The 14,457-nt window shown below is 66.6% G+C and carries 17 protein-coding genes; 3 read left to right on the top strand and 14 right to left on the bottom strand.

What is annotated here, in order from left to right; all coding sequences use genetic code 11:
• Positions 1–17: 17 nt before the first annotated feature.
• The 9 genes from astA to B0G62_RS28180 all read right to left on the bottom strand — a co-directional run bounded on the left by astA (position 18) and on the right by B0G62_RS28180 (position 8,456).
• Positions 18–1,070, bottom strand: a complete 1,053-nt coding sequence (gene astA, locus B0G62_RS28220; protein WP_103707469.1) for an arginine N-succinyltransferase — start codon at positions 1,068–1,070, stop codon at positions 18–20.
• Entirely contained in the window at positions 1,067–2,176 is a 1,110-nt protein-coding gene (gene aruF, locus B0G62_RS28215) for an arginine/ornithine succinyltransferase subunit alpha (RefSeq protein ID WP_103707468.1), read from the bottom strand. Before aruF ends, astA begins: the two co-directional genes overlap by 4 nt.
• 34 nt (positions 2,177–2,210) lie before the next feature.
• Positions 2,211–3,428, bottom strand: a complete 1,218-nt coding sequence (locus B0G62_RS28210; protein WP_103707467.1) for an aspartate aminotransferase family protein — start codon at positions 3,426–3,428, stop codon at positions 2,211–2,213.
• A 207-nt stretch (positions 3,429–3,635) separates the two neighbouring features.
• Complete coding sequence (locus B0G62_RS28205) at positions 3,636–4,622, bottom strand: GlxA family transcriptional regulator (RefSeq protein ID WP_103707518.1); 987 nt, start codon at positions 4,620–4,622, stop codon at positions 3,636–3,638.
• A gap of 235 nt (positions 4,623–4,857) precedes the next feature.
• On the bottom strand, positions 4,858–5,652 hold the full coding sequence (locus tag B0G62_RS28200; RefSeq protein WP_103707466.1) for an ABC transporter ATP-binding protein: 795 nt from the start codon (positions 5,650–5,652) through the stop codon (positions 4,858–4,860).
• A gap of 48 nt (positions 5,653–5,700) precedes the next feature.
• Positions 5,701–6,414, bottom strand: coding sequence for an ABC transporter permease (locus B0G62_RS28195; RefSeq protein ID WP_103707465.1), 714 nt, complete (start codon positions 6,412–6,414; stop codon positions 5,701–5,703).
• Between the two features lie 24 nt (positions 6,415–6,438).
• Positions 6,439–7,128, bottom strand: coding sequence for an ABC transporter permease (locus B0G62_RS28190; RefSeq protein WP_103707464.1), 690 nt, complete (start codon positions 7,126–7,128; stop codon positions 6,439–6,441).
• A 350-nt stretch (positions 7,129–7,478) separates the two neighbouring features.
• A complete protein-coding gene (locus tag B0G62_RS28185; protein ID WP_103707463.1) occupies positions 7,479–8,222 on the bottom strand; it encodes a CbtA family protein in 744 nt (247 codons plus the stop codon).
• Positions 8,223–8,234: 12 nt separating this feature from the next.
• On the bottom strand, positions 8,235–8,456 hold the full coding sequence (locus B0G62_RS28180) for a CbtB domain-containing protein (protein ID WP_103707462.1): 222 nt from the start codon (positions 8,454–8,456) through the stop codon (positions 8,235–8,237).
• A 271-nt stretch (positions 8,457–8,727) separates the two neighbouring features.
• On the opposite strand from B0G62_RS28180, the gene B0G62_RS28175 reads away from it, so the two are divergent.
• The 3 genes from B0G62_RS28175 to B0G62_RS28165 all read left to right on the top strand — a co-directional run bounded on the left by B0G62_RS28175 (position 8,728) and on the right by B0G62_RS28165 (position 10,112).
• The gene (locus B0G62_RS28175) at positions 8,728–9,336 is read left to right on the top strand and encodes a histidine phosphatase family protein (RefSeq protein ID WP_103707461.1); all 609 of its coding nucleotides are present in this window, start codon (positions 8,728–8,730) and stop codon (positions 9,334–9,336) included.
• A gap of 128 nt (positions 9,337–9,464) precedes the next feature.
• On the top strand, positions 9,465–9,767 hold the full coding sequence (locus B0G62_RS28170) for an AbrB/MazE/SpoVT family DNA-binding domain-containing protein (RefSeq protein ID WP_244193407.1): 303 nt from the start codon (positions 9,465–9,467) through the stop codon (positions 9,765–9,767).
• A 6-nt stretch (positions 9,768–9,773) separates the two neighbouring features.
• Positions 9,774–10,112: a type II toxin-antitoxin system PemK/MazF family toxin gene (locus B0G62_RS28165; protein ID WP_103707460.1), complete on the top strand. Its 339-nt coding sequence runs from the start codon at positions 9,774–9,776 to the stop codon at positions 10,110–10,112.
• Between the two features lie 3 nt (positions 10,113–10,115).
• On the opposite strand, the gene B0G62_RS28160 is transcribed toward B0G62_RS28165, so the two are convergent.
• From B0G62_RS28160 to B0G62_RS28140, 5 genes are all read right to left on the bottom strand, one after another.
• Entirely contained in the window at positions 10,116–11,156 is a 1,041-nt protein-coding gene (locus B0G62_RS28160; protein ID WP_103707516.1) for a patatin-like phospholipase family protein, read from the bottom strand.
• A gap of 60 nt (positions 11,157–11,216) precedes the next feature.
• A complete protein-coding gene (locus tag B0G62_RS28155; protein WP_103707515.1) occupies positions 11,217–11,777 on the bottom strand; it encodes a hypothetical protein in 561 nt (186 codons plus the stop codon).
• A gap of 120 nt (positions 11,778–11,897) precedes the next feature.
• Complete coding sequence (locus B0G62_RS28150; RefSeq protein WP_103707459.1) at positions 11,898–12,989, bottom strand: lysylphosphatidylglycerol synthase domain-containing protein; 1,092 nt, start codon at positions 12,987–12,989, stop codon at positions 11,898–11,900.
• A complete protein-coding gene (hpnK, locus tag B0G62_RS28145; RefSeq protein WP_103707458.1) occupies positions 12,986–13,879 on the bottom strand; it encodes a hopanoid biosynthesis-associated protein HpnK in 894 nt (297 codons plus the stop codon). Before hpnK ends, B0G62_RS28150 begins: the two co-directional genes overlap by 4 nt.
• On the bottom strand, positions 13,876–14,457 hold a 582-nt coding region (locus B0G62_RS28140; protein ID WP_146055375.1), incomplete at its 5' end, for a radical SAM protein. The genes hpnK and B0G62_RS28140, both read right to left, overlap by 4 nt.

Raw genomic sequence — 14,457 nt, 5'->3', positions numbered from 1 at the left:
TCTGCCTGGCGCGCGGCTTATCGCACACCTTCTCGCGCCACTTCTCGCGTCGTGTGCGTCGCGCCCAGCACGCGCACCGGTTCGCCTTCCTTGACGTTCAGCGCCGCCGCTTCCTGCGCGCTCAGCGTGAACGCGCCGTCCTCCACGACGCCCGGCGCGAAACCCACGCGGAAATCCGTGAGCGAGGTATTCGACACCAGCGAGCGCACGGTGCCGTGCTCTGCGGTCTGGCCGATACGCACCGGCACGACCACGCTCTCGCGCACCGTGCGCAGATCGGCGATATGGCATTCGAGCACCGGACCCGCATCGAAGATATCGACGTGATTCTCGTAACGCAGCCCTTCGCCTTCGAGCATACGCCGCGCGGGCACCGTATCCGCGTGCGTGAGGCCCACGCACGCCTGCGCCTCGTCGGGCAACAGCTCGACGTAGACGGGATAGCGCGGCATCAGCTCGGCGAGAAAGGACTTGCGGCCGTGCGCGCTCAGATAGTCGGCGGCGTTGAAGTCGATTTGATAGAAGTGCGAACCGACCGCGCGCCAGAACGGCGAAGTACCTTCCGCGTCGAAATGGCCGCGCAATTCGGCGCAGATGCGCTCCGGAAAACGCTCGCGGAACTGCGCGATAAACATGAAGCGCGAGCGCGAGAGCAGTCCGCCCATGCCGCCCGTGCGATAGCGCGGCGAGAGAAACAGCGAGCACACTTCCGCGTAGCCCGTGAGATCGTGCGAGATGTTGAGTGCGCGCATACGCGTCCAGATGCCGAGATCCTGGCTCGCGTGCACGACCGTGCTCACGCGGTAGTTGTAGAACGGCTGCGTGAGGCCCACCGCCGTCTCGATCCCGCATACGCCCGCGACGTCGCCGGTCGCGGTGTCTTCCATCACGAAGAAATAGCCCGCTTCGGCGGCCGGTGCCTCGCCCGCCAGCGTGCGGCGCGTGCGCTCGATGCGCGCGGCGAGCGCGTCGCGGTCGGGCTTGAAGGTCGTGAGACCGGGGCCGGTTTCCTGGGCCAGCGCGACGAGCGCATCCACATCGCCCGTCTGCACGACGCGTACTACGATCATTGCGTCTCTCCCATCTCGTCCTCGTTGTCCTGTTCGTCGTCTTGACGATAAAGCGGCGCGCAGCGCACTGTTTCGCCATCCTGAACACCCAGCGCCGCACGCGTGGCCGCGTCCAGCGGCGCATCGCCCTGAACCGCATGTGCGCCGCGATGGGCCGCGCTTACCGGCGTCGCCGGCAACGTCGCCAGTGCGCAGCGGAATTCGCCGCCCTGCTGGCTCGCGACCAGCCATGCCGTCGCGTCGCTGCCGTGAGACACGCCCGCGCTCTCCCGCACCGTGCGCGTCTGATTGCCCGCCACCGAGGCCGTGCGATCGACCTGCGCCGTGAGCACCGGGCCCGCATCGAAGATATCGACGTAGCGGTCCGGCTCGAAGCCTTCTTCCAGATGGATCTCGTAAGCGAGCAAGGTGCTCGGGTCCGGCTCGCCCAGCACGCGCTGTGCGGCTTCGGGCAACAGCGGCACATAGACCGGATAGGCGGGCATCACCTCGGCGATAAAAGTGCGGCTTCTGCCGCCCGAAGCCATTTCGATGTCCTTGAAATCGCGCCCGAAGAACTTGCGCCCGACCGCCTCCCAGAACGGCGAAACGCCCGCATCGTCGGTCACGCCGAGCAGTAGCGAAAACACCTCGGGGGTGAAGCGGCGGCGGTTCATCGCGACGTACATCATGCGGGCGCGCGACATCAGGTGCGCCGCCGCATCGCCGCGCAGCGCGGGATCGATATAGAAGCCCGCGAGACGGCTCTTGCCCGTGAGTTCGTGCGACATGGTGAGCGCGTGAATCTTGCGGTTCACGTGCAGCTCGCGCGAGGCGTGGATCAGCGCGTCGTTGCGAAACGCGTAGAACGGCTCCGCGTAACCGGCCGCCGCGACGATGCTGGACGTGCCGACGAGGCGGCCCGTCGCCGAATCTTCGAGCACGAAGAGATAGAACTCCTCGCCCGGAAAATCGACATCGGCGCGAAACGAGTCTTCGGACAGCGCGATGCGCGCCTCCAGCGCCGCGCGGTCGTGCGGCAGCGAGTGCAGCACGGGCTGCGCGGTACGCGCCATATGAGCGATCTCATCGAGATCGGAAAGCCTTGCGGGGCGAACGAATAGCATCGTCGGTCCTGGATCGTTTGAATGGCGTCGCGCTTCAGCGCTTGCCGAGCACGTCTTCGAAGGCCAGTTCGAGGCGCGCGAAGCCCTCGTTCAGGTCGGCTTCGGGCATGATGAGCGACGGCGCGAAACGCAGCACGTCGGGACCGGCGATCAGCATCATCACGCCGCGGTTGGCCGCCGCCGAGTTGAAGTCCTTCGCGCGGCCCGCGTAGCGCGCGTGCAGTTCCGCGCCGATCAAAAGCCCCTTGCCGCGCACCTCGCGGAACACGTCGAAGCGCGCGTTCAGCGCTGCGAGCTTCGCGCGGATCGCTTCGCCACGCGCACGCACGCCCGCGAGCACCGCCGGATCGCTGATGAGTTCGACCACCTTATGCGCGATCGCCGCGCCCAGCGGATTGCCGCCGTAGGTCGTGCCGTGCACGCCCACCTTGAAGTGCGCCGCGATCGCCTCGGTCGTGAGCATCGCGCCGATCGGAAAGCCGTTGCCGAGCGCCTTCGCCGTGGTGAGGATGTCGGGCGTCACGCCCGTGTCTTCATAGGCGTAGAAGGTGCCGGTGCGGCCCACGCCGGTTTGCACTTCGTCGAAAATCAGCAGCGCGCCGTGCGCGTCGCAGGCTTCGCGCAAGGCTTTCAGGAAGGCCGGATCGGCGGGGATCACGCCGCCCTCGCCTTGCACCGGCTCGACGATCACGGCGCAGGTTTGCGGGCCGATCGCGCGCTTCGCGGCTTCGATGTCGTTGTACGGCAGATGGACGATGCCTTGCGGAATCGGGCCGAAACCTTCGGAGTACTTGGGCTGGCCGCCCACGCTCACGGTGAAGAAGGTGCGGCCATGAAACGATTGCGTGAAGGAAACGATTTCGGCCTTTTGCTCGCCGTGACGGTCGAAGGCGACGCGGCGCGCGAGCTTGAGCGCGGCTTCGTTGGCTTCCGCGCCCGAATTGGCGAAGAACGCGCGATCGGCGAAGGTCAGCGATTCGAGCTTCTTCGCGAGACGCAGCACCGGCTCGTTGGTGTAGCCGTTGCCGATGTGCCAGAGCTTGCCGCCCTGCTCGTGCAGCACCTTGAGCAGTTCCGGATGCGCGTGGCCGAGCGACGTCACGGCGATACCGCAGGCGAAGTCGATATAGTCGCGGCCCTCTGTGTCCCACACGCGCGAGCCTTCGCCGCGATCGGGGACGAACGGCGCGGGCGAGAAGCACGGCACCATCACTTCGTCGAAAGTCTGGCGGCTCACAGTCTGGTCGTTCATGGCGAATCCTCTTTGGCTCGAACTGGTTCGAAAACGGCGCGAATGGGGTGGTACACGGCGCGCAGCGCGGCAAAAAAGCGTGCGCGCGGATGAAATACGTATGGCTTGCAGTGTAGGCAACCGCGCGGCAAACGTCTTGCGCATGGGCGACGCGTTCTTTCGTCGGATGCCGCGTTTTTCACACGTTTGCCGTCTACTTGAGCGTCATCACGCCGGGTCGCGCTCCGGCGGCTCGACGAGCGCGCCCGCGCGCGGCTCCTGCACCACGCCGGGCGTGCCGCCGTGCTGGCGCTCGATCCAGTTGCGCCGGTCCTCGCGCGGCGTTACGCCAAAGCGCTCGCGATAGGCGTTGGAAAAATGCGCCGCCGACGAAAACCCGCACGCCAGACTGATCTGCACCACCGATTTGCTCGTGCGCTGCAACTGCGAGCGCGCTTTCGCAAGGCGCAGGCCCAGGTAGTACTTCGACGGCATCGCGTTCAGATATTGCCGGAACAGGCGCTCCAACTGACGGCGCGACACGCCCACGTGACCGGCGATTTCATCGGTCGTGAGCGGGTCTTCGATATTCGCCTCCATCAGCATGAGCGCGTCGTTCAGGCGCGGATGACGCTCGCCCGGCGCGGTCACGAAGGGAATGCGCTGGCGCTCGTCGCCGCTGCGCAAGGTGCTCGCGCCCATCGCGTCGGCGATACGGTCGACCAGTTCGGGGCCGTGCTCGCGGCCTATCATCGCCAGCATGAAATCGAGCGTTGCCTGACCGCCCGCGCAGGTCGCCCGGTCGCGGTCGATCTCGTAGAGGTGCTGGGTGACGATGGTGCGCTCGAACTGCTCGGCGAACTGCTGATACGTCTCCCAGTTCACCGCCACGCGATAGCCCTGCAACTGCCCCGCCATCGCGAGCCACCAGACGCCGTGATGGATGCCAGTGACAAGCGGCGTGCGCTGGCCCACGCGCGCGAGGCTCGCGAGAAACAGGCGATAGTCGGCGAACTGCTGGTAGCGCTCGGTCACGACGATGAGCCAGTCGCAGGCGAGGCCATCGCCGAACGCCGCGTCGGCGGGCCATTGTGCGCCGCCCGAGAGCGGCACGGGCCGGCCGTTCCACGACACCATCTGCCAGCGGTAGAGCGCGCGGCCGTCGATCTCGTTCGCGAGATTGAGCGCATCGACGATGGGCCCGACGCCCGACATCGACACGGGCGGCAGCGCGACGATCGCGACCTGGGTGGTGCGCGCCGCGCGCGCGGCGGGGGTGCCCGACGCGCCCGATGCGCCCGGCGCGGACGTCGTGGAAGATGCCGACGATGCGGACGACGCGAACGACGCGAACGACGCGGCACTCGCGGAAGGCGTGGCGCCCGTCACCGGGGCGGAAGCTGCAGGGCGAATCATCGGCGGGAACAACACATCCTCGAAAGCCGGCAGCTTACTTGAGACTGCCCGAAAGGAACTGGCGCAGGCGCTCGCTCTTCGGCGCGCCGAGCACGTCGGCGGGTGCGCCCTGCTCTTCGGTGCGGCCCTGGTGCAGGAACATCACATGATTCGAGACGTTGCGCGCGAAGCCCATTTCGTGGGTCACGACGATCATGGTGCGGCCCTCCTCGGCGAGCTTTTGCATGACCTTGAGCACTTCGCCCACGAGTTCGGGGTCGAGCGCCGAAGTCGGCTCGTCGAACAGCATCACGTCCGGATGCATCGCGAGCGCCCGCGCAATCGCCACGCGCTGCTGCTGGCCGCCCGACAGATGCGAGGGATACTGTTTCTCCACGCGCGGCGCGAGACCCACTTTCTCCAGGTACTCGCGCGCGCGTTCCTCGGCTTCCTTGCGCGGCACGCCCAGCACATGCAGCGGCGCTTCCATCACGTTCTCGATCACGTTCATGTGCGACCAGAGGTTGAAGTGCTGGAACACCATCGCAAGCTTGGTGCGGATGCGCTGCAACTGCTTGTGATCGGCCACTTCCAGGTCGCCGTTGCGGCCCGCTTTCGTGCGCACGGCTTCGCCGTCCACGACGATTTCGCCGGCGTTGGGCTTTTCAAGGAAATTGATGCAGCGCAGGAACGTGCTCTTGCCCGAGCCGCTCGCGCCGATGATGCTGATCACGTCGCCCTTCTTCGCATCGAGCGAGACGCCCTTGAGCACTTCGTTGTCGCCGTAGCGCTTGTGGATGTCGCGCGCGATGAGTTTGCTCTGCGCGTCGTGGGTCGTCGTCTGAGGCAAGATGGTCTCCAGAAATTAGCTTGATTCAGCTTGATTCAAACGATCTGATCAGCGCGTGCGCACGGCGAGATAGCCGAGCCAGCGCTTTTCCGCGCGGCGGAACGCGGCCACCAGCACGAACGATACGCCGCAGTAGATCAGCGCCGCGAGGCCGAACGATTCGAACGAACGATACGTGGCCGAGTTGGCGTCGCGCGCGACCTTGAGGATGTCGGGCACCGTCGCCGTGAAAGCCACCGTGGTGGCATGCAGCATCAGGATCACTTCGTTACTGTACAGCGGCAGCGCGCGGCGCAGCGCCGAAGGCAGGATGATGCGCCAGTACATCGTGAACGGGCTCATGCCGTAGGCGCGCGCCGCTTCCACTTCGCCGTGCGAGGTCGCGCGGATCGCGCCCGCGAAAATCTCGGTCGTATAGGCGCAGGTGTTGAGCGCGAACGCGAGAATCGCGCAATTCAGGCCGCTGCGGAAAAACGCGTCGAGCAGCGGCTCGCTGCGCACGAAGGCGAGACTGTACACGCCGGTATAGATCAGCAGCAACTGCACGTAGAGCGGCGTGCCGCGAAACACGTAGGTATAGAAGCGCACCGGCAGCGACACCCAGCGGCGGCGCGAGACGCGCGCCACGGCCAGCGGCACCGCGCAGACAAAGCCGAACGCCACGGAGATCACGAGCAGCCAGAGCGTCATCGCGAGGCCGGACACGTGCTCGCCGTCCCAGTAGAGGAAAGCGCGGCCGAATTGCTGGAGGATTTCGTTCATCGCTTGAGGCTCCTTGGGCGGCGCTCAGAGTTGCGCGTGGCGCACGCCCGCCGAATAGCGGCGTTCGAGCCAGATCAGCGCGAAGTTCGAGACGGTCGTGATCGCCAGATAAATCGCCGCGGCAATCACGAGGAAGAAGAACAGGTTGAAGGTGCTGCGTCCCGCGTCCTGGGCGGCCTTCACGACATCGGCGAGACCGATGATCGACACCAGCGCCGTCGCCTTCACCAGCACCTGCCAGTTGTTGCCGATGCCCGGCAGCGCGAAACGCATCATCTGCGGAAACAGGATGCGCGCGAACACGCGCGCGCCGCTCATGCCGTAGGCGTGACCCGCTTCGAGCTGGCCGCGCGGCACCGAGAGAAACGCGCCGCGGAAAGTCTCCGTGAAATACGCGCCGTAGATGAAGCCGAGCGTGAGCACGCCCGCGACGAACGGATCGATGTCGATCTGCGCCATGCCGAGCGCGTCGGTGGCTTCGTTGACGCCGATCTGGATGCTGTAGAACAGCAGCAGCATCAGCACGAGATCGGGCACCGAGCGGATCAGCGTCGTGTAGGCCGTTGCGATGGCCGCGAGCGGCCGGTTGAACGAGAGCTTGGCCGCCGCGCCCGCGAGACCGAGCAGCACGGCCACGCCGAGCGAGAGCAGCGAAAGTTCGATCGTCTGGATCGTGCCGGCCAGCAGCACCGGGCCAAAGCCATAGAGGATCACGCGCGTCTCCGGAAAGTCGTTGTTCGACCCCGGCGGTCATGCACAGCGCCTGGGGGATTGGCGCGGATCGTCGCAGTGCCAAAAAAATTGCTCAAACCGGCGCTGTCGGTATGTTGCGTTGCAACATGGAGGCCGCGCCGGGCGCCGGGCGTGGTGGGCCAGGCATTGCGCCCGCTCTGTCAGGGGCGCGATGAAATTGAAAGCCCCAAAAGACACAAAAGACAACGCCCCGGCCAAGCGGGGCGTCGAGTGGGTTTTGACAAGTTTCGGGTCGCTTTTTCGATAGAAGCGCGGGCCCGGGCGCGTTCGCCATGCTTACGGGATTACCCGTAAGCGCGCCTTCAATACGGTCAAACGCCGCGTGCCGCGAGCGAACCGGCGCGCACGTTGGCGCGCTCCAGCCGCTCGACCAGCGCGCCGAACAGGAGGCCAACCACGCTCCACAGGATCGCCTGCATGCCGATCGCCACGGTGCGGAACTTCCACAGCAGCACGGCCGGGAATGCGCCCGGCACTTCGTTGATGGCCGGCAGCGCGGCCTGGATCGCGCCGATCACGACGACGAACAGCACCAGCGCCGCAATCGACGCATTCCAGCCGCCCCACTTCGCGGCGAGCGCGCCGCGCAGCTTGAGCGAGAACACCGTCACGGCGAGGGAGATCGCGATCATCAGGAAGAACAGGCCGGTGCGATAGCCGATCGTGTCGGGGTCGCCGACCGAGGGCGGATTCGCCGGATATTTGATGTTCGGCACCATGTAAATGGCGACGAAGGCCGCGAGCGCGAGCCACGCCGACAGCGAGCGCGCCGAGATCGGGCCGGTGCGCCCGCGCACATAGGCGAACACCAGCGCGAACAGGCCGCCGATCGACGCGCTATAGACCATCACGCCCGTGAAAAGTCCGTAGCTCGCCTGCACCTCGCGGCTGACGATTTCCGGCTCGGGCGCCTCGCCCTTGGCGGCGTCGGCTTTTGCCTCGAACGAGATGGCCCGATCAACCTGCGGCTCGCCCGCGATTTTCGCGAACGAGAACGTGAGCAGACCCGCGGCGATGCCTGCGAGCATGCCGCGTACCAACAGCTTGCCTACCATGTCAGCTCCCGGTCAGTGGCACGGGAAGCCGAGCAGGTGCCGGCCATCGTGAACGAATTCGTGAACGTACATGCCCGGAATCAGCGAGGTCGCGCCTTCTTCCGCGCCAACGAAGTACAGCGCGAGCAGGAGGATCAGACCGGCAAAAATCGCCCAGGGCAGGATTTCGCGCAGCGGGATGGGGGCCGGCGTGGCGGCCGGCACGTGGGCCGTGTTCAGGACGGCTTCGGACATAGTGACTTCTCCTGGGGTTACGCGCCCCGTTAGTCGTTGATCGATCGTTCAGAGAACTTGAGTGTGCGCACGTCATGCGGGTCTGACTTCCGTTTGCTTGTTGCGGGACTCGGATTGCGAAAACAATCTGGCAAAAACAACCGGTCACAGTGGCGCGACCGTGCCGGGTTTGCACCGGCTTCCGCGTGACGTGGAGCCTGTATTCTACGCGCTGCGTGGCGTGGCGCGACGCGCAGGTAGTCGGCGATGAAACGGCGAGTAAGGAAAAGCGATGGCAACGAAGGTCTGGCTGGTCAGTCATGCGGCGAACGCGGCTTTGCGGGCCGGGATATTCGCGGCATCGGGCGCGGGCGATGAAGGGTTTGCCGAGACGCTTGATGCGCGTGCGTTCGAGGCCATTCAGACGTGGCGCTCGCGCTGGTACGCGGCCATCGTCGGCAGCGGCGCCGCCGCGCGCGTGCTGACGAGTCCCGCGCCGATCGCGCAGGCGAGCGCGGCGGCAGCGGGATTCGAATCGCGGATCGAGCCGGCGCTCGCGGAGACGGCTTATGGCGCGTGGGCGGGGTGCCGCCTCACCGACATCGCGCGGGATGTGCCCGACGCGCTGGCCGCCTGGACACGCGATCCGGCGTTCCAGCCGCCCGGCGGCGGCGAATCGTTCGACGACGTGCGCAAGCGCGTGAGTGCATGGCTGGACGCCCTGCCCGATGCCGACGACCCCCTCATTGCCTTCACCCATGCCAGCGTGATCCGCGCGGCGGTGCTGCACGCGTTGGGCGCCCCTTCGGCCGCGTTCCGCCAGCTTGAAATCGCACCGCTTTCGGTCACGGCGTTGCGGCGGTCGGCGCAAGGCTGGATGTGGATCGCGGCGACGCCCTGAAATACCGGCTTGCCGCAAACTCCACGTATCGACGTGTTGACACAGCCCGGCGCCCGACCTAGCATCGGCAACGTATCGACGTGTTGATACATCTTTTGGATGAGGTTTGCTAACCAGAGGAGTCGGCGATGATGCCTGTTCAAACCTTGAAGCGTTGGGGAAACAGTCTTGCGGTGCGCATCCCCGCGAGTGCGGCAGCCAAATTGGCGCTTTCGGAAGGCCAGGACGTCGAAGTGGAAGTCGAGGACGGCACGCTCACCGTACGGCCTCACACCGCCATCCGGCGTTTCTCGCGCGAGCGCTACTTGCAGCAGTTGCGCGATCAGCAGCAAGAGCCGCAGCGCGAGCAACATTCGCTGGTTGATTTTGGCGAACCCAAGGGCTCGGAAATCGGCGGCCCTGACGACCCGACGCGTTTTGACCAATGGTAAAGGCGCATGAAAAACGGCATTCCGGACGCAGGCGACATCATATGGCTCGACGTGGGGCCGGGCGCGGGCAATGAGCAGGACGGTTACCGCCCCGCTCTCGTGCTCACCGACGTGGAATTCAACAGGCTGACGAAGCGCTTCATCGGCCTGCCCATCACCAGCGCCATTCATGGCTGGGAATCCGAAATCCCGATTAGCGGCCTGTCGAAGTCCTGCGTCGCGATGGCCGATCAGATCACTACGCTGTCGCTCTCGGCCAGGGCCTGGCGTTACCGGGGTGAAGCCGCGACCGCCGACGAATTCAGCGCGGCGCAGTTTGCCGTCGCCGGAATCCTCAACCTCTAGCCCTCACTCCAGCCCCAACTGCGCCCTGATCGCCGGCAGCATGTACTGCACCGCCGCGCGCCCTTCCGCGATAGCCGGTCCCGCGCGATGAAAGTCGAAGATCCCCATGCCGCCCAGGCGCGGCTGGATCAGCACGTCGGCGGGCTCGCCCGCCAGGCGGCTGCGCGTGATACGCACCTGCATGATGTCGATGCTCTGCGCAATCGAACTCAGCAGCGACGGCACGCGCGTGCTGGGCGGCGGCGCCACGCGCACGTCCGGGCTGCCGGACGTGGCCGCCCCCGACGGCTGCAGCCAGCTCGGGAAGCGCTTGCCGTTGCGGCGCAGCAGCGGCGCGGGGTCTGCCGCAACGCCACCGACAGCACCGGCAGCATCGGCGGCAGGGCCGGCGGGATCGACCGCCTCCGCACCGGCACGCGGCGCTTCCACGGGCGTCTCGCGCGGCACCGTGTCGATTGCGCCGCCGAGATCGCGGCCATTCAGAATGTCGTGATTGAGATCAATGGCGATCACGGTATCCGCACGCATCGCGCGCGCCGCCGAGACCGGCACCGGATTGCTCAGCCCACCGTCGACAAGCCAGACGCCGTCATGCCAGATCGGCGTGAAGATACCGGGAATCGCAATCGAGGCCCGCACCGCATCCACCACGCCGCCCTCGCGCAACCAGACTTCGCGGCCCGTATCGAGTTCGGTGGCGACCGCCGTAAACGGCATCTTGAGGTCGTCGATCGCACGTCCGTTGAACTGCTGTGCGAACACGTCGATGACTTTGCGCCCGCCCAGCAGCCCGCCCGAAAAGCGCAGATCGAGCAGCCGCACCACGGTCTGCCAGGTGAGCTTGCCCACCCAGTCCTCGAGCCAGTCGAGATCGCCGTTTGCGTAGACCGCGCCCACCAGCGCGCCGATCGACGTGCCGCAGACCACGTCCGGCTTGATGCCGGCCTCCTCCAGCGCGCGGATCGCGCCGATATGCGCCCAGCCGCGCGCCGCCCCGCCGCCGAGCACGAGCCCCACGCGCGGGGGACGTCGCCGATGCATCACCATGTACGCCTCCTGCGTCCAGTGTCCATATTCCAGTCGTCGATGTGATCGATGACGTGCTCAATGCCCGCGCATCACGTCCGAGCGCGACGTCGTCGACACACGCCCGTCCGGGCCGAAATGCACGTTGAAATACGCTTCGGGCGTCACGCCCCCTTCGAGCCACTTCCAGCTCCACACCGTCTCCTGCTTGAGCCGGTAGGCGGCCACCTGGCCGGGCTTGCCCAGCAGTGCGCGCACCTCGTCCTGGCTCATGCCGACGCGCACCTTCGCAAAGTTCTGCGCCGTGAGCGCCTGCGTGATCGCCACGAGCCGCCCATTCGGGCCGATATCGACCATCCAGGTCTTGAGTCCCTGCGGGCCGCGCGGATATTCGAGGCGGCGCGAGCCGTCGTCGAACACGCGCTCGGTTTCGGGCTTGCCCATCTGCGCGCGCACCTGCTCGAGCGTGGAGACGCCGGGCGTCAGGCCCTTGAGCAGCAGGACGTCGGGCTTCACCGAATCGAAAAAGCCCTTGAAGGCCTGGCGCAGGGTATCGAGCATCGAATCGAGCCGCTGGGCGTCGCAGCCGGCAAGCGCGAGCACCCCAGCCAGGGCGATTCCGGCGGTCAATGACCGCATGAACCGCATGAAAAGGCGCGTGGGCGACATCGCGTGAAGGATCGGCTACCGCGTCGGGTTGTGTGTGGAGCGCACGCCAGCCGCAACGGTCAGCGTACGCTTACTTCCCACAATGTACCTTCAAAGGGTCCGGTCGTGGCGTGCCGCTCGCGTCGATACGCGGCCTGGCGCTCCACCGGCGGCGTGAGCTTGCCGCGCATCGCGCAGCGAACGGCGCGTGCGAACGATCTCGGCGGCCTGCCACGACAGCAGCGCCAGCACGCCGAACACGACTTCGCGCATGCGCTTGACGAGCGCCAGCGAGAACGCAACCTCCTGACTCACGCCGAAGAGTTGCGCCAGCAGCACCACCGCCACTTCCTGCACGCCGAGGCCCCCCGGCACCATGAAGGCCGCGTGCCGCACGGCCTGGGTGATGGCCTCGATGGCGAGCGCGCCGCCCGCCGTGACCGGATGACCGAGCAGAAAAAGCGCCCACCAGGTCTCGAACGCGCCGAGCATATAGCCGCCCAGTTGCCAGAAGAACGCGCGGAACATCAGGCCCGTGCGCGACATCAGGCGGTCGAGATCCGCGTCGAGCCGCTGGCCGTCGATGCCCTGCATGACAGGATGATCCGCGCCAAGCAGTCGCCCGGCCCAGCGCTCGATCGCCTGGAAGACGCCGCCCCGGCGCAGCAGAACGACGGCGAGCACGGGCAGCGGCGCGGTGAGCAACAGCGCGAGCACGATCGTCACGATGATGCGCAGGGAGCCCGATTGCCCCGTCGCCGCGACGATCAGCACGACGCCGAGCGCCGAGAACGCGTATTGCACCGCGATGGTCACGAACACCTCGACGATCACCGAGGCCGTCACCTCGCTCGTGGCGCGCGCGTCGCTTTCCTTGTCGTGGCCGTGGCCCCGCACCTTCCAGCGCGCGAGGCGCACGCCGGCGATCTCGCCGCCCACGCCCGCGGCGGGCAGCAGGCGGCTGATCGCTTCGCGCACGGTCGCGATCCACCAGAGAAAGCGCAGCGGCGCGCGCCTGTCGAGCAGCAGATGCCACGCGTAGGCATCGAGCAGCAGCGGCAGCGCATGGAACGGCACGAGCCAGAGCAGCACCGGCCCCGCCGTGCCGATCACGCGCATCACATCATGCGCGCCGTCATGCAAGACCAGGCCGATGAGAATCGCGACCCCGACCGGCAGGCCCAGCCATTGAAGCCACTTCATGACGAAGCCCGCGCCTCGCGCCCGCCTGGCGCAGGCGTGGGCGACTGCGCCGTGAAGAACACGTCGGTGAAGCCGCCGTGACGCACACCGCTGCGTTCGAGCGCGGCGGCCACGCGCGGCGACAGCAGCGCGTCGAGTTCGTCGGCGTGGCGGTAAGCCTGCATCGACGCCGTGATCGGGCCTTCTCCCTCCATCGGCGCCTGGGCCGGATGGCAGTAGATCTCGCCGACACCCTGGGCCGGCAGATTCGCGATCGCCTCAAGCAGCACCGCCTCGTCCATCGCGCCGGTATCGGCGATGCCGACCACGTAGTCGTTATGCGCGACGCCCGCCCGCGCGAGGCGCGCGCGCACCAGCGCGAGCCACGGCCGCAACGCGAACGGCGCGCCCGCCTCCAGCGGCAGACGCATCGCGCGCAGGCCATACTCGCGGCCAATCGAAAGAATCAGCGCAAGCACCGTGGGATGCAGATGGAAATGCTTGTGCGTATTCACGTGATCGAGCGCGAGCCCCGTTGCCGCAAACGCCTCGAATTGCGCGCGGATCTCCTGTGCGAGTTGCGCGCGCACGTGCGGCAAAAAGAAGAAGCGAAAGCCGTCGCGCACCATGCTGTCGCCGAAACGGCCTTCGGCGTCGACGAGCGCGGGAATGCGCGCGCGCGGCAGCATCGCCGCGCCGTCGGCGAGGACCAGATGCAGGCCCACGCGCAGCGTCGGCAGCCGCCGCGCGCGCGCCACCGCATCGGCGGCGGCGGGCGCGGCCACCATCAGGCTCGCGGCATTGAGCACGCCGTCTCGATGCGCGCGCTCGACTGCCGCATTCACGCGCTCGTGCAGACCGAAATCGTCGGCGGTGAAGATGAGCGCGCGTGCGGACCCGGGCCGCATCATGCCTCGTGCGCGCGCAGGAAGCGGAAGAACTCCACGCCTTCGCGCAGACGGCGTTTCATCATGTCCCAGCTGGTGAGCATTTCGCGCACGATTTCCCAGATCTTCGACGGTCGGAAATAGAACTGCCGATAGAACTGTTCGAGGTGGTGATAGATCTCCTCGCGCGACAGATGCGGATAGCCGATCGCGGCCAGTTGCACCCCTTCCTTGCTCACCAGGTTGATGACCTTGTTCTCTTCCATCCAGCCGTTTTCCACCGCCTGGTTGTACAGCGTCGTGCCCGGATACGGCGCCGCCAGCGACACCTGAATCGTGTGCGGATTGATTTCCTTCGCGTATTCGATCGTCTTCGCGATGGTCTCCTGCGTCTCGCCCGGCAGACCCAGAATGAACGTGCCGTGAATCTTGATGCCGAGCTTCTTGCAATCCGCGCTGAAGCGGCGGGCGAAATCGGTACGCACGCCCTTCTTGATGTTCACGAGAATCTGGTCGTCGCCACTCTCGAAGCCCACCAGCAGCAGACGCAGGCCGTTTTCCTTCATCACCTTGAGCGTCCTGTACGGCACGTTGGCCTTCGC

Origin of the sequence: Paraburkholderia eburnea (genome assembly GCF_002917095.1) — a bacterium.
Classification (GTDB): Bacteria; Pseudomonadota; Gammaproteobacteria; order Burkholderiales; family Burkholderiaceae; genus Paraburkholderia; species Paraburkholderia eburnea.
The sequence above is the reverse complement of the archived record's forward strand: the minus strand, read 5'-3'. Positions and strand labels throughout refer to the sequence as shown.

Bases quoted from the DNA above. Each gene is read 5' to 3' on its own strand.
- astA (WP_103707469.1), bottom strand. From the start codon at position 1,070: ATGATCGTAGTACGCGTCGTGCAGACGGGCGATGTGGATGCGCTCGTC.
- aruF (WP_103707468.1), bottom strand. From the start codon at position 2,176: ATGCTATTCGTTCGCCCCGCAAGGCTTTCCGATCTCGATGAGATCGCT.
- B0G62_RS28210 (WP_103707467.1), bottom strand. From the start codon at position 3,428: ATGAACGACCAGACTGTGAGCCGCCAGACTTTCGACGAAGTGATGGTG.
- B0G62_RS28205 (WP_103707518.1), bottom strand. From the start codon at position 4,622: ATGTCGGGCGTCGGGCCCATCGTCGATGCGCTCAATCTCGCGAACGAG.
- B0G62_RS28195 (WP_103707465.1), bottom strand. From the start codon at position 6,414: ATGAACGAAATCCTCCAGCAATTCGGCCGCGCTTTCCTCTACTGGGAC.
- B0G62_RS28185 (WP_103707463.1), bottom strand. From the start codon at position 8,222: ATGGTAGGCAAGCTGTTGGTACGCGGCATGCTCGCAGGCATCGCCGCG.
- B0G62_RS28180 (WP_103707462.1), bottom strand. From the start codon at position 8,456: ATGTCCGAAGCCGTCCTGAACACGGCCCACGTGCCGGCCGCCACGCCG.
- B0G62_RS28175 (WP_103707461.1), top strand. From the start codon at position 8,728: ATGGCAACGAAGGTCTGGCTGGTCAGTCATGCGGCGAACGCGGCTTTG.
- B0G62_RS28170 (WP_244193407.1), top strand. From the start codon at position 9,465: ATGATGCCTGTTCAAACCTTGAAGCGTTGGGGAAACAGTCTTGCGGTG.
- B0G62_RS28165 (WP_103707460.1), top strand. From the start codon at position 9,774: ATGAAAAACGGCATTCCGGACGCAGGCGACATCATATGGCTCGACGTG.
- B0G62_RS28155 (WP_103707515.1), bottom strand. From the start codon at position 11,777: ATGCGGTCATTGACCGCCGGAATCGCCCTGGCTGGGGTGCTCGCGCTT.
- B0G62_RS28150 (WP_103707459.1), bottom strand. From the start codon at position 12,989: ATGAAGTGGCTTCAATGGCTGGGCCTGCCGGTCGGGGTCGCGATTCTC.
- hpnK (WP_103707458.1), bottom strand. From the start codon at position 13,879: ATGATGCGGCCCGGGTCCGCACGCGCGCTCATCTTCACCGCCGACGAT.